This is a genomic window from Halomonas sp. 707B3 (genome assembly GCF_024158645.1).
In the GTDB taxonomy this organism is placed as follows: Bacteria; Pseudomonadota; Gammaproteobacteria; order Pseudomonadales; family Halomonadaceae; genus Vreelandella; species Vreelandella lionensis.
The window spans coordinates 25911-45444 of record NZ_JAMZBE010000010.1; the positions used below are offsets into that span (position 1 = coordinate 25911).

Sequence of the window (19534 nt, forward strand, 5' to 3'; positions counted from 1 at the left end):
CTGTTCCATGAGTCAGCCGCATATGCGGCTAACGAGTATTCAGCTGCCCAGGCAGAGCCGGGCAGTTACGTTAATGAGACGATACGTTTGGCAGTAACTCGTGAAGCGTCTCGGCCAGCGCTGCCTGGGCGACCTGCTGCTGCTCACGATCATCGCGGAGAAATTTCAACGTGGCGGTTTGGTTGGCAAGCTCGTCCTCACCCAGCAGAATCGCCACCGGTGCAGCGCTCTTATCCGCCTTTTTCATTCGGCTTTTAAAGCTTCCGCCGCCGCAGTGTAGCTGTAAGCGTAGAGATGGCAGCGCGCTGCGCAGCTGCTCTGCCAGCATGAGTGCAGCAACAGTGGCGCTGTCATCCATGGGCACCAGATAGACATCGCATCCGCCCATGGCATCCGCTGGTACCAAATTCAGAGTTTCCAGCAGCAGTACTAAGCGCTCAATACCCATGGCAAAGCCCACCGCGGGCGTGGGCTTGCCACCGAGCTGCTCGACCAAACCATCGTAGCGGCCACCGGCACATACGGTGCCTTGGCTACCTAGAGCAGTGGTGGTCCACTCAAATACGGTGCGGCAGTAGTAGTCCAGGCCGCGCACCAAGCGCGGGTTGACCACGTACGGAATACCGGCGGCATCCAGCATCGCTTTGAGCTGCTCGAAATGCGCGCGGGACTCGTCGTCCAGGTGATCCATCAACTGCGGGGCCGCGTTGAGCATCTCGGCCATATCCGGATTTTTGGAGTCCAGAATGCGCAGCGGATTGCTGGTTAAGCGTCGTTTGGAGTCTTCATCGAGAACATCTTGGTGCTGCTCAAAGTAGGCCACCAGTTTGTCGCGGTAGGCGGCCCGCGCTTCAGCGGAACCCAGGGAGTTCAGCTCCAGGGTGACGTGCTCCATCAAGCCAAGCTCTTGCCATAGCCGTGCCGAGAGCAGTATGACTTCGGCATCGATGTCCGGGCCATCAAAGCCGTAGGTTTCCACGCCCACTTGGTGAAACTGACGATAACGCCCTTTCTGAGGCCGTTCGTGGCGGAACATCGGGCCTTGGTACCAAAGCCGCTGGGTTTGGTTATGCAGCAAGCCGTGTTCCATTGCCGCCCGCACGCAGCTGGCGGTGCCTTCAGGGCGCAGCGTCAGGCTGTCACCGTTGCGGTCGTCGAAGGTGTACATCTCTTTCTCGACGATATCGGTGACTTCGCCAATCGAGCGGGCAAACAGTGCCGTCTGTTCCACGATCGGCGTACGAATTTCATCGAAGCCGTAGCGGTGCATCAATTGGCGTACTTTGCCCTCAAAAAATTGCCAGCGAGGGCTGTCGCTGGGCAATAGGTCGTTCATACCACGGATGGCTTGAATCTTTTTAGCGGCGGACTTGCTCAATGAAAACTCCTTTTAGGGGCGGCAGCGCAGAAGGCGGGAGGTACACCGCCTCTGCCAGCGAGGTAGGCGTTAAACGCTGCGCGCAATCGTATTCTCTTGCTGCTGCTCTTTTTGGCGCACTTTATCGCGGATCAGCTTTTCCAGATCGTCCACCAGGTGATCGTTGCGCAGCTTACTCGCCGGTTTGCCATCGATGTAGACCAAGTTGGCTGGTGAGCCGCCGGTTAGGCCGATATCGGTCTCTTTAGCTTCGCCGGGGCCGTTGACCACACAGCCAATCACCGAGACATCCAGCGGCGTCATCACATCTTCCAGGCGCTCTTCAAGCTGGTTCATGGTGCTGATGACGTCAAAGTTCTGTCGCGAGCAGCTGGGACAGGCGATGAAGTTAATGCCCTTGGCGCGCAGCTTCAGGCTCTTGAGCATATCGAATCCGACCTTGATCTCTTCCACCGGGTCGGCAGCCAGCGAGACGCGGATGGTGTCGCCGATACCGTCCATCAACAGCATGCCTAGGCCAATGGAGGACTTCACTGTGCCCGAGCGCAGGCCGCCCGCTTCGGTAATGCCCAAGTGCAGCGGCTGCTCGATGCGGGTGGCAAGGTCGCGGTAGGCGGCCACCGCCATAAACACATCAGACGCTTTTACGCTGACTTTATATTCCTGGAAATCGAGGCGGTCCAGGTGGTCAATATGGCGCATGGCAGACTCGACCAGCGCGGCGGGCGTAGGCTCGCCGTACTTCTTTTGCAGATCTTTTTCCAGCGACCCGGCGTTCACCCCGATACGGATTGGAATGCCGTGGTCGCGGGCGGCGCTCACTACCGCACGCACGCGGTCTTCCCGGCCAATGTTGCCGGGGTTGATGCGTAGGCAATCCACCCCCAGTTCGGCCACGCGCAGGGCGATTTTGTAATCGAAATGAATGTCGGCAACGAGGGGGACGGCTACGCGCTGCTTGATTTTGCCGAAGGCTTCAGCGGCGTCCATATCCGGCACGGAGACGCGTACGATATCCGCCCCGGCTTTTTCCAACTGTTGGATCTGGCCGACAGTGGCGTCCACATCCAGGGTATTGGTGTTGGTCATGCTCTGTACGGAAATCGGCGCATCGCCGCCCACGGCCACATTGCCAACATGAATTTGGCGTGACAGACGGCGTTTAATCGGAGAAGGGGCGTGCATAAGACGGGTCACTCTCCCAGGGTAAAACGAGCAACGTTATTAGCACCGGCGCGCTCGGCAAGGTTCACGACCTCACCTTGGTAGCGCAGTTCTACACCGGTGGCGTTGCCGACGGTTAAACGAAAAGGCGGCTCGCCCTCAACGCTCGCGGTGGTGCCGGGGGTTTGTAGGCCGACAAACACACGCTGGTTGTTGGCATCGAAAATCTCTGTCCAGGACTGCTCGTTAAACGTCAGCTCCAGCAAGTTGGGGTTAGCAGCGGGGGCGGCATCGGTCACCTCTTCAGCAGGCGCCTCAGCTACATCGGTCGCTGCGTCGGCGTCAACCGCTGGGGCCGCGGGTTCGTCGCTAGTGGCAGCGGTTGGCTCATCGTTGTCAGCAGCGGGCGCACTGCTATCGCTAATATCGCTGTCGGCGGGCTCGTCGCTGACCACATCGTTAGTCAACTCCTCCGTTGCGGCGGGCTCAGGTGTGACCACCGGAGTAGGCTCTGGAGCTGGCTCGGGTTCGCTGATGGGCGCTTCGTTCTCTTCCATAGCGGGTGAGGCGCCGATGCTCGGCGGCTCGCTGCCACCTCTGCTTTGCCACCAAGCAACCGTCACGGCAATCAGCCCGGCAATCACCAGCAGAGTGACTAACTTAAAGAGCCATGCGCCTACTTTGGATGGCGGCTTAGTCACGGTAACCGGGGCCACCTTGCGTTCGGCATCACTGGTGCCGTGGCGAACCTGGTAAGCCTCAAGCACCACACGTTCGTCCATGCCTAAATATTTGGCATAGGCGCGCAAGTAGCCGCGACGATACGCAGCGACAGGAATCTCTTCGTAATTATCGCGCTCTAGGCCATCCACCACAGCAGGGCGCAGGTTCAGTGCTCGGGCGGCATCCGTCAGCGGGACGCCCAGCGATTCGCGTTGACGAGAAAGCAACTCACCGGGGGTTGCTGTGCTGTGGGCCGTAGTAACGCTATCTTGTAACTGTGTGTCGCTCATAGCTGAGCATCCTTCAATAATGTGGTGATCAGGGCGGCAATCAGTTGTTTAGCAAGCGCTGGTAGTCGGCAGCCGCGGCGTCGTCACCGCGGGCGAGGGCGACATCAATCGCCAGTTCCAGTGCCGCTGGGTCTGGGCCGGCTAACTGCAGATAGTTCTGCAGCGGTGCCCAGGCCTGATCATAATTGCCCTGTGAAACTTCCAGTTCGGCTAACATTAAATACCCGCGTGGGTTGCGCGGGTCGATATTTTGCGCGCGTTGCAAACGTTCGCGCGCTTTATCAAATTCGTCTATTGCCAAATAGCACTGCCCCAGGTTGGTAAATAGCTGGGCACGATTGGCGTACTGGGCATCCTGAGATGCTATTTCTAACTGTTCGCAGGCCTGTGGAAACTGCGCCTGCTGATACAAAAACGCGGCGTAGTTGTTACGCGCGCGAGTAAACGAGGGCGCTGCATTCAACGCCTGCTGGAAGTAGCGGTTGGCAAGATCGCTCTCTCCCTGCTGTTGATAGACCAGCGCGAGCGCCTGAAGTGCCTCAGGGTGGCGCGGGTCCAGTTCAAGAGCACGATCAAGGGCATTCAACGCGCGGGGCAGGTTATCACGCTCTAGGTAGGCGACGCCAAGCTGGGTGTAGGCTTCTGCCGCGCCGGGGTTGGCGTCGTCACTGATCCCTTGGCCAGAGGTGGCACAGCCCGCCAGCAGCAGGCTGCCAGCAAGCACGGACAGCATGGGCATCCTAAAAAGGGTAATGCGCCTGCGGTGACCGATCATCTACGCCCTCTTGAGTCGAAACTATTGAGCCAGTGCTGCAAGGTGGATGCTTTGTAAGCACCCGGCAAAAGCGTGTCCATCAAAGCGCTGTGTCAGGTGGATGTCAAGACAGCAGCGATTAGTCAGCGTCAAGCTGAACGGACTGAATATAGCGTGCGCTACGCTTGGTACGGTCTTTTACGCGGCCCACTAGCTGACCACAGGCGGCATCAATATCGTCACCACGGGTCATGCGCACGGTAGCGTTGTACTCTAAGTCGTACAGCCACTGTTGGAAGCGCATCACTTGGTTACGCGATGGCTTCTCGTAACCTGAGTTCGGGAAAGGGTTAAACGGAATCAGGTTGATTTTACACGGCAGCTCTTTGAGCAAAGCGGCCAGCTGTTCGGCGTGCTCTTGCTGATCGTTGACGTCTTTGATTAGCGTGTACTCAATCGTGACCTGACGGTTATCAGGGCACTTGGCCAGATAACGGTGGCAGGCATCCAGCAGCGCACGAATATTGTACTTACGGTTGATCGGTACTAGCTCGTTGCGCAGCTCATCGGTGGAGGCGTGCAGCGAGATAGCAAGGCTCACATCCATCTCATCGCCCAGCTTGTCAATCATCGGTACAACACCCGATGTAGAGAGCGTGACGCGGCGCTTGGAGAGCCCATAACCGTTATCGTCGAGCATCAGCTTCATGGCGGGCACGACGTTATCGAAATTGAGCAGCGGTTCGCCCATACCCATCATGACCACGTTGGTCACCGGGCGATTGGCGGTATCACGGCGCGGGCCAACACTGCGTTGGGCAACCCACACCTGGCCGATAATCTCGGCGGCGGTTAAGTTACGCTGGAAGCCCTGTTTACCGGTAGAGCAGAAGCTACAGTCCAGCGAACAACCCACTTGGGAAGAGACACACAGCGTGCGCCGCTTACCGTTTTCAGCGGGAATCAGCACCGTTTCTACGTAGCTGCCATCCTCAACCTCTAACACCCATTTACGGGTGCCGTCGCTGGAAGTGCCTTCGTAGACAACGCCCGGGCCGCGAATTTCAGCGACTTGGGAGAGCTTGTCGCGCAGCGGTTTCGACAGGTTGGTCATCGCCGTGAAGTCGTCGATGCCTTCCTGGTGAATCCACTTCATCACCTGAGTGGCGCGGAATTTCTTTTCGCCAATTGACAAAAAGAAAGCTTCCATCTGCTCGCGGGAAAGCCCCAGCAGGTTCTGGCGTGCCGGTGCCGCTTGTTGGGCAGTCGCGCGGTCAGGAGTCGTGTTGGGGGCAGGCGTATGTTGAGCTACGGTGGTGGTCATGGCGGTCAGCGTTCAGAAAGAGGCGGGGGCAAAGCCCCCGCGAAAATGGCCGGCAACGAAGGTTGAAACGGCGGCGCTTGGTTTAGCGCGGGCAGATTTCGTCGTTACCGAAGAAGTAGCTAATTTCGCGCTCAGCGCTTTCCGGAGAATCAGAGCCATGGACAGCGTTGGCGTCGATTGTTTCCGCAAAGTCAGCGCGAATGGTGCCCGGAGCGGCTTCTTTCGGGTTGGTAGCACCCATCAGCTCACGGTTTTTAGCGATGGCGCCTTCGCCTTCCAGCACTTGTACCACTACCGGGCCAGAGGTCATGAAGCCAACTAGGTCTTTGAAGAAGGGACGCTCTTTGTGCTCAGCGTAGAAACCGCCCACTTTCTCTTCAGAGAGGTGCATCATTTTAGCGGCTACGACGTTCAGGCCCGCTTTTTCAAAGCGTGCAATGATGTCGCCAATGGCATTTTTAGCAACGGCATCGGGCTTGATGATGGAAAGAGTACGTTCAGTCGCCATGCAGAAATCTCCTTAAAAGGGATAAAGCAGAAATTGCCGCCCCGGAAAGCCGGGGCGGCGCAGGAAAAAGTGGTCGGCTAGGGCCGTATGTTGCATCGGCTGCCGAGTGGCCGCGATTATAGCGCCTCCCGGGGGGTATGAATACCGGTGATATGCGCAACAGCCACGGCGGATAGCTTAGACTGTGAAGCTTTCACCGCAGCCGCACTGGTCTTTTACATTGGGGTTGTTGAAGCGGAAAAAGCGATTCAAGCCTTCGTTGACGTAATCCACTTCGCTGCCGTCTAGCATCTCGACGGCATCAGGAGCCACGTAGACGCTTGCGCCGTGATCTTCGAAACGCACATCGTCATCCTGTGCTTCATCGGCAAAATCAAGCACATAGCTGTAGCCGGAACAGCCGCTGGGTTTAACGGATACCCGCAGGCCTAGACCCTGGCCGCGCTCGTCGAGCACACGCTGAATTTGTTCAGCTGCAGCGGGCGTAATGTTTAGTGTTGCCATGGAGCGTTCTCCTTTAAGAAGTCGTTAGCAGTGCGTCAGGAGAGCGTCAGCCGCCTAACGTGCGGTCGCACGTAAGCCGCTCACCGCGTGGCGCAGTAGGGTTAATGCGTGGTCGATATCGGCCTCTTGGGTAAAGCGCCCAAAGCTAATACGCAGCGATGAGAGCGCGAGCCGACGGGGCGTACCAATGCCCAATAGTACATAAGACGGGTCAACGCTTGCCGAGTTGCAGGCAGAGCCGGTAGACACGGCCACATCCCGTAGCGCCATCAGCAGTGCCTCGCCATCCACGCCTTCAAACGCCAAGTTCAAGATGTTGGGAACGGCGTTCTCCAGTGGGGAGTTGGGGATGATGCCTTCCAGGTTTGATAAGCCGCTTAGAAAGCGTTCGCGTAGCGCCGCAATATGGGCCTGATCCGCGTCCTGCTGCTGTTGCATGACGTTAAACGCTTCACCCATCCCGGCAATCTGATGAGTAGGCAGCGTGCCGGAGCGCATGCCGCGCTCGTGGCCGCCACCATGAATGAGTGCCTCGACGCGAATATCCGGGTGGCGTTTCACATACAGAGCGCCGACCCCTTTAGGCCCGTAGGCTTTGTGGCCTGATAGCGACATCAAATCAATATGCTGAGCGACCACGTCGAGCGGAATACGCCCCACCGCCTGGGCGGCATCGGTGTGGAACGCCGCCCCGAACTCATGGGTGACTTCCGCTAGGGCGGCAATATCATGAATGCTGCCTAGCTCATTATTCACCGCCATTAGCGATACCAGTGCCGTGTCGTCGCGCATGGCGGCACGCAGTTGCTCAGGGGTGATGCGTCCATCGCGCCCTGGGGTTAGCCAGGTGATCTCGAAGCCTTCGCTCTCCAGTGCCTTGGCGGTGTCTACCACCGCTTTATGCTCAATGCTGGAAGTGACAAGGTGCATGCCACGTTCGCGGTTAGCACGCATAAAGCCAATCAGCGCTAGGTTATTGGCTTCGGTGGCGCCACTGGTCCAGACGATTTCACGCGGATCAGCGCCGATCATATCGGCCACTTGGCGGCGCGCCTGTTCCACCACCTGCTCGGCCTGCCAGCCCAGCATATGGCTGCGGGAAGCGGGGTTGGCGAACAGCTGGTCTACCGTGAGGTAGCGCTGCATAACCTCAGCCACACGACCATCGACCGGCGTCGTGGCGGCATAATCGAGATAAATGGGCAGCGAGGGAGTGGAGGTCATCGTCATAGATTCCAGCGTGCAGTAAATACCTTCAAAGGGAAGACGCGAGGATGCCAGCATCGACCCGCTGTTTTTGCCGGGTAGCGATGCGGATCACATCAGGGCGCTGTATCAACTGCGCCAGCGTAATATCGTCGAGAAAACTGCGAATTTGCCCGGATAGCTCGCACCATAAATGGTGCGTTAAACAGGTGTCGCCCTGCTGGCAGTCGGATAGCCCCTGGCAGCGGGTCGCGTCGACGGTTTCGTTGACTGCATCAATCACCAGAGAGACGCTGATCTCCTCGGGTGCTTTGGCCAGTAGGTAACCGCCACCCGGCCCGCGCACGCTGCTAACTAGCCCCGCCCGGCGCAGCCTTGCGAAGAGTTGCTCCAGGTAAGAGAGCGAGATCTCCTGTCGCTGGGAGATATCTCCCAGGCTGGTAGGGCCGCTGGGGGCGTTAAGCGCCAAATCCAGCATGGCCGTAACGGCGTAACGGCCTTTTGTCGTCAAGCGCATAGCAGGTACCTCGTCGCTGAGCTTTCAGCGCGCTGGCAGCAAATGTTGCGCCATTATGGAAATCCTGAGTGCTTTGGTCAACTATTGCGCGTGGTGCTGCTTTCCGGTGATGGGCTGCTGCGCTCCTGGGCAGTATGACCAAGGCCAGGGCAGCCGGTATCGTTTTCATCCAGAATATCGGCAAAGTCCTCATCTCGCAGAGCCGGTAACTGGCCATCGCGGTAGTTGGCATCGAGCTTGCGAAGCGTTGAGCACATGCGCTCGATACGCTCGTCCACGGCGTGCATGTGATCGAGCATGGCCTGCATCGAACGCGCCACCGGGTCGGGCATGTCTTGGCTGACGCCATAGGCATCGAAACCAAACTTCTGGCAGATGGCTTCCCGTCGGGCCGGGTCGATATCCAGCGCCTCTTCCACATCCGGGTCGGCGCGTTTGACGATTTTGCCGGGAATGCCGACTACGGTCGCTCCAGCCGGTACTTCTTTGGTCACCACTGCGTTAGAGCCAATTTTGGCGCCTGCGCCCACGGTAAACGGCCCCAGTATCTTGGCGCCGGCACCAACAATCACACCATCTTCCAGCGTAGGGTGACGTTTGCCTTTGTTCCAACTGGTGCCGCCCAGCGTCACGCCTTGGTAGAGCGTGACGTTATCGCCCACCTGTGCGGTTTCACCAATCACCACGCCCATGCCATGGTCGATAAAAAAGCGCCGCCCAATGGTTGCACCTGGGTGGATTTCAATGCCGGTGAGCCAGCGGGAGAAGGTCGATAGCGTCCGTGCCAGCCACTTAAAGTTCTTTTTCCACAGCCAGTGGCCGCAGCGGTGTAGCAGCAGGGCGTGTAGGCCGGGATAGTTGGTCAGCACCTCAAGAAAGTTACGTGCCGCTGGGTCGCGGTCAAATACGCTATTGATGTCTTCACGCAGGCGTTGAAACATGGGTGATCCTTGGGCGTTAAGGGAGGCAGCAGCAATACAGTATTGGAATATGGTGAGTGCAAAGCGGCAGTCGAAAAGGCGATGTTGGGGCGCGTTGTTGTAACTTCAAGTTTAGGCCATTGCCGCTTTGCTGGCGCCTCTTGTGATTAGTACGCCGTTATGTGCTATGCGGATTTGTCGGCGTTCTCTTGGTTCACACTACCGGTTCCACTCTTTTTAGCGGATTTTTCAGTCGCCGAGAGAATGCCGCGCAGAATGTTCATCTCCATCTTTTCAGGCCGTGCCCGTAAATAGAGGCGTCGCAAGCGTGCCATGAGCTGGCGCGGCTGGGCAGGGTCGTGAAACTCGATGGCGATTAGCGCCCGCTCTAAGTGCTCGAAGTAGCGCTCAAGCTCTTCGTGGGTCGCTAGCTCGTCATTATCATCGGCAGCAGTTGGGGCATCTGCCTGGCTTAGCCACGCCATGCGACACTCGTAGGCCACCACTTGAACCGCCGCGGCAAGGTTGAGCGAGCTAAAATCAGCGTTGGTCGGAATATGCACATGGGCATGGCAGCGCTGCAGCTCGGCGTTGGTTAAGCCGCTGTCTTCACGGCCAAACACCAGCGCCACACGGGCATTTTCTGGCTGGCATTCGCCGGGTAGGCGCTCGGCAAGTTCCCGAGGCGATATCATCGGCCAGGGCAGCGTGCGCGAGCGGGCGCTGGCGCCAACAGCCAGCGTGCAATCGGCCACGGCTTCTTCAAGTGTGGCGTGCACGGTGGCTTGGTGAAGCAGGTGATCGGCACCTGAGGCGCGAGAAATACTGTCTTGAGTGATGATGTCGCAGCGAGGAGCGACCAGGGCTAAATCCGCTAAGCCCATGTTATGCATGGCGCGTGCCACGCCGCCAATGTTGCCTGGGTGGCTGGTGCCAATTAGAACAATTCGAATGCGCTCAAGCATAGTAGGCCCGGTGTAAGTGCGTAAAACGCGCAGTTTAGCATGAGTCGATGGCATGCCCGAGGGGCCTCTGGTAGAATTGCCCGCCAAAAGGCGTATTGCGCCTGACCCGTTCTTTAACATCACTGTGACAAGGCCCGATCATGAATCCGATGGTCCAATTTACGCTGCGCGCTGCGCGTGGCGCTGTTGAACACTTTTTACGCGTTCGCGAACGTATCGAAAACGCCCATGAAGAATTTAACCTCGACCGCTTGCTAGAAGACACAGCGCGTAAAGCCGAGGCGACCATCGTTCAACAGCTGCAGCGTGGTTATCCTCTCCATGGTTTCTCCGGTCGCTATACGCCCTACAAAGCGGGTGAAGGCGAAGGTGAAGATACCGTATGGAAAATTGAACCGCTGCACGGCTACTCCAACTTGGCGGTAGCAGGTAAGGGCTTTGCACTCTCAGTGGTGTGTCTCGTTAAAGGTCGCCCCGAACACGCGGTGGTGATCTCTCCCTTTGGTGATGACGAATATATCGCCAGTCGCGGCCGCGGCGCTCAGCACAACGACAAGCGCATGCGGGTTAGCAAACCAACCGCTATTCCTGCCACACGCATGGCGATGAGCCTGCCAGAAACCTGGCTGCGCCCGAGCCATCTGCCTGCTTACTTAACCATTACCCAGCAGCTCGCGCCGCAGGTAGAAACCCTGGTAGCGACCGGCAGCGGCCTGCTGGATATGTGCGAGCTGGCCGCAGGACGTGTAGACAGCGTCTTTGTGCTGGGCCTAGAAGAGCAGGATATGCAGGTAGGTACGCTGCTGCTAAAAGAAGCGGGCGCGCTGATGGGAACCCCGGATGGCAAGCCGACCGTGAATGCCGAAAGCCAACTAATGGCCGCTGGCCCGCGCCTCTACAAAGCGCTGATTAAGCAGCTGGCGCCGCACTTCTAAGAAGAGCGCGTTAGGTGTGAAGATATGAAAAGGCCCTGCCGGTTGATTCCGGCAGGGCCTTTTCGTTGGCTGCTATAACGCGTTTAGGGCAGCTCTTCTTCCTCTTCATCCACTTCTTTCTTGGTGGGAATCAGGTCTTCCCGAGAGAGTTTCAGCGGAATCAACAGGGCACCGGAGATATAGATAGACGAGAACGTACCCACCACGATACCCACCAGTAGGGCGATCGCGAAGTTCTCGATCATATCGCCACCGAGCAGCAGCAGCGCTAGCAGTACCAGCACGGTTGTGCCTGAGGTAGCTAATGTGCGCGACAACGTAGCGTTAATCGCCTCGTTGAAAATCTGCGGCATATCGTCGATACGCGAGGTGCGGATCGTCTCGCGAATACGGTCATAGACCACAATGGTGTCGTTCAGCGAGTAGCCGATGACCGCCAGAATGGCCGCCAGCACCGTGAGGTCGAAGTCGAGCTGGAACAGCGCGAACACGCCTACGACGATGATCACGTCGTGCAGCAGGGCAAGCAGGGCACCAAGGGCGAACTTGTACTGGAAGCGGAAAGCTACGTAAAGCATCACCACGCCCAGCGCGACGAGCAGGCCTAAGCCGCTCTGGTCACGCAACTGGTCGCCGACCTGGGCGCCCACGAACTCGGCGCGCACTAAGTTGACACTATCGCCATTGGCACGCAGCAGATTGACAACCTCGTTACCCACGTCGCCATCAAACGCTTGCTGTAGGCGAATCAATACTTCTGTTGAAGCGCCAAAGGTTTGTACCGAGACATCCTGGAAACCGCTGTTTTCCAGCAGCTGACGAATGGCATCCAGCGACGGCGCGGCACCGTAGCGCACCTCCACCAGGGTGCCGCCGGTAAAGTCCAGGCCCAGATTGAGCTGCTGAAATAGAACGGCGCCAATAGAGACAATCAGCATCACGGCCGAGACGACAAACGCGAGGTTGCGCCGTCCCATAAAGTCGATGCGCAGTTGTGATAGGGGTTTCATTACCACCTCTTAAATTCTGTGCTGAGCGCGTGTTGAGATCCCATCGAGATTAGATCCACAGCTTTTTGACGGGCTTGCCACCATAGGTCAGGTTGACCATGGCGCGCGTCACCAGCAGCGCAGTGAACAACGATGTCAGGATGCCGATTGAAAGCGTGACGGCAAAGCCCTTCACCGGGCCGGTGCCAATCGAGAACAGAATCACCGCCACCAGCAGCGTGGTGATGTTGGCATCCACAATCGAGGTGAACGCCCGTTCATAACCCGCGTAAATAGCTTGCTGAATCGACATGCCGTTGCGCAGTTCTTCGCGTATCCGCTCAAAGATAAGCACGTTGGCGTCTACCGCCATGCCCAGCGTCAACACGATACCGGCAATACCGGGTAGCGTGAGCGTGGCGCCCAGCATCGACATCACGGCGACTAGCAGCGTGAGGTTGAGCGCCAGGGCGATGTTGGCAAAAACGCCGAACACCTTGTAGCGCACCAGCATAAACAGCACGACTAGCAGCAGGCCGATCTGCACCGATAGCAGGCCGCGCTCGATGTTTTCAGCGCCTAGGCTTGGTCCAATGGTGCGCTCTTGCACGAAGTAAATCGGCGCTGCTAGCGAACCGGAACGCAGTAGCAGGGCAAGCTCGGCGGCTTCAGTGGGGGAATCAAGGCCGGTGATGCGGAAGCTGTTACCCAGCGCACTTTGAATCGTCGCCAAGCTGATCAGGCCGCGCTCGGTATACGGTTCGCGAACAATGGTCTCTTCGCCCGTTTCCGGGTCGACTTCGATGCGGTCTTCGCTCTTATGCTCGATAAACAGCACCGCCATGTTGCGGCCAATGTTGGTGCGCGTTGCGCGGTTCATCAGCGTGCCGCCGGTGCCATCCAGGTTGATGTTGACCTGGGGGCGACCGTTTTCGTCGAAGCTGTTGCTGGCGCTGGAGACGCTGTCACCAGTAATGATCACATCCCGCATCAGCTCCGCTGAGCGGGCCGGGTCGTTACGAAACTCAAAGCGTTCGGTTTCGGCATCCGGCGTATCGTTGCGCGCTTCTAGACGAAACTCGAGGTTGGCCGTCGCGCCCACGATCCGCTTGGCGGCCACGGTGTCCTGTACGCCGGGTAGCTCGACCACGATTTGGCTCGGCCCTTGGCGCTGTACCATGGGCTCGGCCACGCCCAGCTCGTTCACGCGGTTGCGCAGCGTGGTCAAGTTCTGGTTGATGGCGTAGTCCTGGATTTCGTTGACCGTGACATCGCTCAGCGTCATGACAAGGCTTGAAGCACGGCCATCCCCTTCGCTGGTGTACTCGAAGTTCGGGAAGTCGCGGCTGATCAAGCGGCGGGCGGTATCGCGGTCTTCAGTGCTGGCGAAGTCGATAGAGAGCGAGCGCTCTTCAATGGTGGTGTTGCGGTAGCGAATGCGTTCGCCACGCAGCAGTTCGCGCATGGCGCTGGCGTTCACCTCAAGGCGCTGGGTCAGCGCGGCATCCATATCCACTTCCAGTAGGAAGTGAACGCCGCCGCGTAAATCGAGGCCCAGCGTCATCGGGGAAGCAGAAAAAGCTTGCAGCCAGCCAGGTGTCGCATCGGCAAGGTTGAGCGCCACGGTCGCGTTGGGGCCAAGCACCTCGGCGGCAATATCCCGCGCGTCGAGCTGGTCATCGTCGCTTTGCAGACGAATCAGCCATTGACCATTGTTCTCTTCAACGGCTTTGACGGCGATATCGCGCTCGCTGAGCGCTTCTTCAACGCGGGTAATTTGCCGTTCATCCAGGGCGTTGCCTTGGGCATCGCTAACCTGAATAGCGGGATCTGCGGGGAATAGATTGGGAAGCGAGTAGATAAGGCCAGCCACCAGGACGACCAGTATCAGCAGATACTTCCACAGGGGGTAACGGTTGAGCATGCAAGCCCTGCCTTCAATTACAAACGGAATCGCTGTGCACAGACAGGCTGGGCACAGCAACGTTCACCATCGACGCTACCATGTCACCCCTGCCGGGGTGGCTGGCACTGGGTCGGCAGGGGGGAGTGCAAGCGTTAGATGGACTTAATGGTGCCTTTAGGCAGTACGGCAGCAACGGCGTTCTTCTGCACGTTCACTTCGGTACCTTCAGAGACTTCCAGGGTCAGGAACTCATCGCTGACTTTGGATACGCGGCCAACCAGGCCACCACCGATCACGACTTCATCGCCTTTGGCGAGACCAGACACCAGCTGTTTGTGCTGCTTGGCACGCTTAGCTTGCGGACGCCACAGCAGGAAGTAGAAAATCAGTACGAAACCGACCAGCATAACGATTTGCGCGATGCCACCGCCAGCAGCGGCTTCTTGGGCATGGGCTGGTGAGATGAAGAAATCCAGCATTGCAGGGAACTCCTGGGTTAGAACACTCAATGGGTGAACGGATTAAGCCACTCGCCTCAGCCAGTGGCTTTTATTGTTTAGGTGTCAGATTCTGCAAGGGGAGGCACCGGGAGGCCGCGCCTTGCGTAGAAGCTTTCCACAAAGGTCGTCAATGTACCCGCTTCGATTGCCGCGCGCAAATCAGCCATCACACGCTGGTAGTAGCGCAAGTTATGGATGGTATTGAGCATGGAACCCAGCATTTCATTACAGCGATCAAGGTGGTGCAGATAGCCACGAGAGAAATTCTGGCAGGTATGGCAATCGCACTCTTCATCCAGCGGGCGCGTGTCAAAGCGGTGCTTGGCGTTGCGGATCTTAACGGTGCCATCTGACGTGAACAGGTGGCCGTTGCGGGCATTGCGCGTGGGCATCACGCAGTCAAACATATCCACACCGCGGCGAACGCCCTCAACGAGGTCTTCCGGCTTGCCCACACCCATTAGGTAACGCGGGGTGTCGTCCGGCATCCAGGTAGGCAGATAATCCAGGACTTTGATCATCTCCTCTTTAGGTTCGCCCACCGAGAGCCCGCCAATGGCCAAGCCGTCGAAGCCAATGTCCATAAGCCCTTTCAGCGAGCGCTCACGCAGCTCAGGGTGCATGCCGCCCTGGATAATGCCGAACAGTGCGGAAGGCGAATCGCCGTGGGCATCGCGGGAGCGCTTGGCCCAGCGCAGCGACAGCTCCATGGATTTTTCGGCCTCCTCAAAGGTGGCCGGGTAGGGGGTGCACTCGTCAAAGATCATCACCACGTCAGAGCCCAGCGAGCGCTGAACCGCCATGGACTCTTCCGGCCCCATGAACACTTTGCTGCCATCCACCGGCGAGCGGAAATGCACGCCCTGCTCGGTGATTTTGCGCATTTCACCCAGCGAGAACACCTGAAAACCGCCGGAGTCGGTGAGGATTGGTTTATCCCACTGGGCGAAGTCGTGCAGGTCGCCGTGGGCTTCAATGACATCTGTGCCGGGGCGCAGCCAAAGGTGGAACGTATTACCCAGGATGATCTCTGCGCCAATCTCTTTGACCGACTCAGGCGTCATGCCTTTTACCGTGCCGTAGGTGCCTACGGGCATAAAGGCAGGGGTTTCCACCGTGCCGCGGGGAAAGTGCAGGCGGCCTCGGCGCGCGCGGCCGTCTTCGGCTAGGCGCTCAAAGCGCATAAAGCATTCGTTTCGCATCACAATAACTCGTTAATTAGCGGGTAAGCAGCATGGCGTCGCCATAACTAAAAAAGGCGTAACGCTCTTCTACCGCCGTACGGTAAGCCTGCATCATGTGTTCATAGCCTGCGAACGCTGACACCAGCATCAGCAGAGTAGATTCGGGCAGGTGGAAGTTGGTAATCAGGGCATCCACGCAGCGCCACTCGTAGCCTGGGTAGATGAAAATATCCGTGTCGCCGCTGAATGGGGCAATCTTGCCGTCGCTGCTCTTCATGCAGGCGCTCTCCAGGCAACGGACGCTGGTGGTACCCACGGCAATCACTCGTTTGCCAGCGGCCTGGGTGTCGCGAACCTGTTGGCAGGTAGCTTCGCTCACCTCAATCCATTCGCTGTGCATATGGTGCTCAAGGATGTTGTCCACTCGCACTGGCTGAAAAGTACCCGCGCCAACATGAAGTGTCACAAAGGCACTGTTGATGCCTTTTTCGGCCAGGGCATCCAGCAGCGGTTGATCGAAGTGAAGGCCAGCGGTAGGTGCCGCAACGGCACCATCGCGGCGGGCATAGACGGTTTGATAGCGCTCGCGGTCGCTCAACTCGTCTTCCCGGGTGATATAGGGCGGCAGCGGCATATGGCCGTGCTTTTCCAGCAGCGCGATCATTGGCGTATCGCCTAAAAAGTGCAGCTCGAACAGTGCATCACGGCGGCCTTCGACCACGGCGTGGATATCGCCCTCGAAAATCAGCTCGGTGCCCGGCTTGGGCGATTTGCTTGAGCGGATATGCGCCAGCCCTCGGTGGCTATCCAGCGGGCGCTCCAGCAGCATTTCCACCTTGCCGCCGCTGGCCTTATGGCCATGCAGGCGGGCGGGAATCACGCGGGTATCGTTAAACACCAACAGGTCGCCCGGCTCAAGTAGGTCCAGCAGGTCAGGAAAGCGGCGATGAGCCAGCGCGCCGCTTTGACCATCCACACACAGTAAACGGCAATCACTGCGCTGCTCGGACGGATAGCGGGCAATTAGCTCATCGGGTAGCTCGAAATGGAAGTCCGCACGCTGCATGTGAAGAAGCTCTTTTCAGTGGTCAAACAAGCCGCCTAGGATAGCGCTTTAGGTGGATAAAGTCAGTCGATGAGATTGACCTGGGGGGTTATCTCCGTATAATGCGCATCCATTGCCGGTGTGGCGGAATTGGTAGACGCAGCGGATTCAAAATCCGCCGCCTTTACGGGTGTGCCAGTTCGAGTCTGGCCACCGGCACCATCTTTAGAATCAGGGGCTTAGGCCCCTTTTTTTTGCCTGAAATTTGGCTCTTAACGGCCTTTGATCAGTGCATGGTCGCATTTTGGTCGCAGAAGGCGTCGCTGAGCTGCGGCAGGCGTTTCCCAATATCATCCAGTCCAGAATCGAACATATGGCTGTATCGACTCGTAACCAGCAGGCTGGAATGCCCCAGCAGATCCCTCACCCTGGTCATGCTTTCGCCCGCTTGGGCTAGCAAGCTGGCGTAGCTGTGACGCAGGTCGTGAAACCGCAGGTCGTCCCGTTGAATTGCTTTTCTAGCCGCTTCAAACGTGAACCTGATCGTGTGCTTTTTGCTTGCAAACGGCAGGTTATGCAGCCACGATTGTGCGTCAGCGGGTACTGGTACGACACGTACCTTTCCGTTTTTCGTTTGATCTGGTCGCAGCACGATACGACCCCTATGCACGTTCGATGGTTCTAGCGATAACAGCTCGCCCTGTCGCAGCCCTGTCACGGCTGCCAGGGCGATAACTTTCTTGTCATCGCCACGGCTGTCGGGTATCGCTTGTATCAGTCTGCGTAGATCTCCCTCTGTCAGATAAACATGCCGCTCGTTCTTCGGGTTTGGCTTTTTGAGCTTGTCTCCCAGCGGCTGGTTTATCCACTCCCACTCTCGGTAAGCAAGGTTCAGTACGCGCTTAACCACCTGAACGTGGTTATTGATCGTGCTCTGGCTACGACCCTGCTTGCGCAGGTCCCGCGCCATGTGCCGGGCCTTATCTACCGCTTCAATACCTAGCATCACGTCCGGCCCCATGTAAGCCACCACTGGCCGAATCGCCTTTACCTGGCTTATTACGTCATACTCATCTATCCAGCGCTCGACGCCTTCCAAAAAAGTTCGACGTGGCTGACGCCCCATGATTTCGCCGTTGAACTTTGCGTCGTTTATCGCTGCTTCTCTCGCCGTTGCGTACTCACGTGCTTGCTTTTCACCCTCCTTGTTGCCTGCAAACGTTCGTTGATGTCGCTGACCGTTGTGCGTTTCCGTAACAATCCATTTGTCGCGGTTTTTTCTGTATCTGGTTGTGATTCCCATTTGCGTTCCTCGTTGTGAGGGCCGCGCTTGCAGCTCTCAGCATATCCCTGTACAGCGCACTCTTCAAAGCGGACAGCACTACCCATTTGGACGTAACCTATTTGATGCTTGTTGCCGTAGACCCAGCTCAGGCTCATGCCCAGTCGCTCTGCGACTTGCTCGGGCTTCAGTAACGAAGAGGCCATTTGATGCTTCCTTTTTTGTTGCTAGCTCAATGATCAAATAGTCCCTTTTTTGAGATGATTTGCTCTATGGCGTTGCTTAGAAGCGCGCCTTGTTGAAGCAGCCTGTTTGATTTTTTATTTTTTTTATGAATGAGGTTTTTTGCCGGGTGAGTTGATGCAAGTGGCGCCTGTGCATGGCAGAACCAGACATGAACGTTAATAGCTAATGAGGACTTCTAGAGAGGTCGACTAGGAGTGATGATGGAGGGAGAGTTAGCAATGGCTAGCTTGTGCTGTTTAAGAAGAGCTGACTGAGCTATCAAGGCCTTGCTATAGTCATTCAGCTAATTGAGAGCGCGAGGAATAGGTTTGAGCCATTCACACGAACAGCCATCCCATGAGCAGAAGCGGCGGGAGCATTCACAGCCATCAGTTGCCATGGGCTGGGCAGGCCGAGAGTTAACTGGGCATGCTTGGCAAATTGTCGAGCAGGCGTTCGAGCATCTTGGTGTGTCAGATGTTCAGGAGCGTGATGCTCGCCTCAACGAGCTGTACTCTGATATGGAGCTTGGTCACTATCGGCCCGACGAAGCGAAGGAGCCTATCGCTTTGCGGCAGGGAAAAGTGGCTCTTCAGCAGCAGCGTGCCCATCATGCCGATCAGGCGCTTCGTCAGGCAGTCTCTGTCCAGCACGAATACCGAAGAGGATTGTCACCGATGACTGCGGCAGGGGTAGGAGGATTTAACAGTGACTTGCAGCGCTCCTTCCAGCTCATGCAGTCGCGCCTGTTAGAGGCTCAACGGCATCTCACAGCGCTTGATATCTTGAGCAACCTAGAAGGTAAGCATTACTTCCAGCGGGCAAGCAAAGGCGCTAATCAACGTATCAGGCCTGCCTCAGAGCAAGAGCATCACGTCTTGTTAGCGGCCATGGTTAAAAATATGCTGTACAACGACCCCAAGGTGATCAGTCGCCACAGGGGGGATCTTGAGGCTGTAGCTGCAGAGTGGGCCAAAAAACTATTTAAGCTCAATCGTGAATATCAAATTCTCGATATGACACGCGAGCAGATTCAGGCAGATATTCACTCGTATCTGCTGAAACGTTCAGACGCTTCTAATGCACAATCTGCGAAGTGACCGCCGCATCCATTTTTTGATCCTGAATCCGTGAGACCGGCCCCCGGAAGCACTTCTAACCCACTGACCTGCATGGCAATATAGCCATTATCGCCATTCACCCAGACAGTGCCAT

At 57.4% G+C, this 19534-nt stretch carries 19 protein-coding genes and 1 tRNA gene; 3 read left to right on the top strand and 17 right to left on the bottom strand.

Going from position 1 to position 19534, the window contains the following annotated elements; translation table 11 throughout:
• Window positions 1-70: 70 nt before the first annotated feature.
• From hisS to trmJ, 11 genes are all read right to left on the bottom strand, one after another.
• Window positions 71-1378: a histidine--tRNA ligase gene (gene hisS, locus BIS10_RS02730; protein WP_083025231.1), complete on the bottom strand. Its 1308-nt coding sequence runs from the start codon at window positions 1376-1378 to the stop codon at window positions 71-73.
• Between the two features lie 69 nt (window positions 1379-1447).
• Window positions 1448-2563, bottom strand: a complete 1116-nt coding sequence (gene ispG, locus BIS10_RS02735) for a flavodoxin-dependent (E)-4-hydroxy-3-methylbut-2-enyl-diphosphate synthase (RefSeq protein ID WP_253502203.1) — start codon at window positions 2561-2563, stop codon at window positions 1448-1450.
• An 8-nt stretch (window positions 2564-2571) separates the two neighbouring features.
• On the bottom strand, window positions 2572-3555 hold the full coding sequence (locus tag BIS10_RS02740) for a RodZ domain-containing protein (protein WP_083025232.1): 984 nt from the start codon (window positions 3553-3555) through the stop codon (window positions 2572-2574).
• A 40-nt stretch (window positions 3556-3595) separates the two neighbouring features.
• Window positions 3596-4330: a type IV pilus biogenesis/stability protein PilW gene (pilW, locus tag BIS10_RS02745; RefSeq protein ID WP_083025234.1), complete on the bottom strand. Its 735-nt coding sequence runs from the start codon at window positions 4328-4330 to the stop codon at window positions 3596-3598.
• A 118-nt stretch (window positions 4331-4448) separates the two neighbouring features.
• The gene (rlmN, locus tag BIS10_RS02750) at window positions 4449-5633 is read right to left on the bottom strand and encodes a 23S rRNA (adenine(2503)-C(2))-methyltransferase RlmN (protein ID WP_083025235.1); all 1185 of its coding nucleotides are present in this window, start codon (window positions 5631-5633) and stop codon (window positions 4449-4451) included.
• Between the two features lie 82 nt (window positions 5634-5715).
• Window positions 5716-6141, bottom strand: coding sequence for a nucleoside-diphosphate kinase (gene ndk / locus BIS10_RS02755; RefSeq protein WP_253502206.1), 426 nt, complete (start codon window positions 6139-6141; stop codon window positions 5716-5718).
• A 177-nt stretch (window positions 6142-6318) separates the two neighbouring features.
• Window positions 6319-6645 (bottom strand): iron-sulfur cluster assembly accessory protein, encoded by a 327-nt coding sequence (locus BIS10_RS02760; protein WP_058579867.1) that lies wholly within the window; start codon window positions 6643-6645, stop codon window positions 6319-6321.
• Window positions 6646-6699: 54 nt separating this feature from the next.
• Window positions 6700-7875 (bottom strand): aminotransferase class V-fold PLP-dependent enzyme, encoded by a 1176-nt coding sequence (locus BIS10_RS02765; protein WP_371827817.1) that lies wholly within the window; start codon window positions 7873-7875, stop codon window positions 6700-6702.
• A 25-nt stretch (window positions 7876-7900) separates the two neighbouring features.
• Window positions 7901-8368, bottom strand: a complete 468-nt coding sequence (locus BIS10_RS02770) for a Fe-S cluster assembly transcription factor (RefSeq protein WP_253502209.1) — start codon at window positions 8366-8368, stop codon at window positions 7901-7903.
• A gap of 77 nt (window positions 8369-8445) precedes the next feature.
• Window positions 8446-9309 carry a serine O-acetyltransferase gene (gene cysE / locus BIS10_RS02775; RefSeq protein WP_083025239.1) on the bottom strand — a complete coding sequence of 288 codons (864 nt, stop codon included), beginning with the start codon at window positions 9307-9309 and terminating at the stop codon, window positions 8446-8448.
• 164 nt (window positions 9310-9473) lie between these two features.
• A complete protein-coding gene (gene trmJ, locus BIS10_RS02780) occupies window positions 9474-10253 on the bottom strand; it encodes a tRNA (cytosine(32)/uridine(32)-2'-O)-methyltransferase TrmJ (protein WP_253502236.1) in 780 nt (259 codons plus the stop codon).
• Window positions 10254-10393: 140 nt separating this feature from the next.
• Between trmJ and BIS10_RS02785 the strand changes: the two genes are divergently transcribed.
• Window positions 10394-11188 carry an inositol monophosphatase family protein gene (locus BIS10_RS02785; protein WP_253502212.1) on the top strand — a complete coding sequence of 265 codons (795 nt, stop codon included), beginning with the start codon at window positions 10394-10396 and terminating at the stop codon, window positions 11186-11188.
• Window positions 11189-11271: 83 nt separating this feature from the next.
• Here BIS10_RS02785 and secF read toward each other — a convergent pair whose 3' ends face one another.
• The 5 genes from secF to queA all read right to left on the bottom strand — a co-directional run bounded on the left by secF (window position 11272) and on the right by queA (window position 16833).
• Complete coding sequence (gene secF, locus BIS10_RS02790) at window positions 11272-12198, bottom strand: protein translocase subunit SecF (protein WP_253502215.1); 927 nt, start codon at window positions 12196-12198, stop codon at window positions 11272-11274.
• Between the two features lie 49 nt (window positions 12199-12247).
• Window positions 12248-14101 (bottom strand): protein translocase subunit SecD, encoded by a 1854-nt coding sequence (gene secD, locus BIS10_RS02795; RefSeq protein ID WP_253502218.1) that lies wholly within the window; start codon window positions 14099-14101, stop codon window positions 12248-12250.
• 134 nt (window positions 14102-14235) lie between these two features.
• Window positions 14236-14562 carry a preprotein translocase subunit YajC gene (yajC, locus tag BIS10_RS02800; protein WP_188637668.1) on the bottom strand — a complete coding sequence of 109 codons (327 nt, stop codon included), beginning with the start codon at window positions 14560-14562 and terminating at the stop codon, window positions 14236-14238.
• 77 nt (window positions 14563-14639) lie between these two features.
• Complete coding sequence (gene tgt, locus BIS10_RS02805; RefSeq protein ID WP_253502221.1) at window positions 14640-15785, bottom strand: tRNA guanosine(34) transglycosylase Tgt; 1146 nt, start codon at window positions 15783-15785, stop codon at window positions 14640-14642.
• A gap of 16 nt (window positions 15786-15801) precedes the next feature.
• Entirely contained in the window at window positions 15802-16833 is a 1032-nt protein-coding gene (gene queA / locus BIS10_RS02810; RefSeq protein WP_253502224.1) for a tRNA preQ1(34) S-adenosylmethionine ribosyltransferase-isomerase QueA, read from the bottom strand.
• Between the two features lie 114 nt (window positions 16834-16947).
• Between queA and BIS10_RS02815 the strand changes: the two genes are divergently transcribed.
• Window positions 16948-17034, top strand: a tRNA-Leu gene (locus BIS10_RS02815).
• 64 nt (window positions 17035-17098) lie between these two features.
• Here the strand turns inward: BIS10_RS02815 and BIS10_RS02820 are convergent.
• A complete protein-coding gene (locus BIS10_RS02820; protein ID WP_253502227.1) occupies window positions 17099-18115 on the bottom strand; it encodes a tyrosine-type recombinase/integrase in 1017 nt (338 codons plus the stop codon).
• A 533-nt stretch (window positions 18116-18648) separates the two neighbouring features.
• Between BIS10_RS02820 and BIS10_RS02825 the strand changes: the two genes are divergently transcribed.
• Window positions 18649-19419 (top strand): hypothetical protein, encoded by a 771-nt coding sequence (locus BIS10_RS02825; RefSeq protein WP_253502230.1) that lies wholly within the window; start codon window positions 18649-18651, stop codon window positions 19417-19419.
• Window positions 19420-19534: the final 115 nt, after the last annotated feature.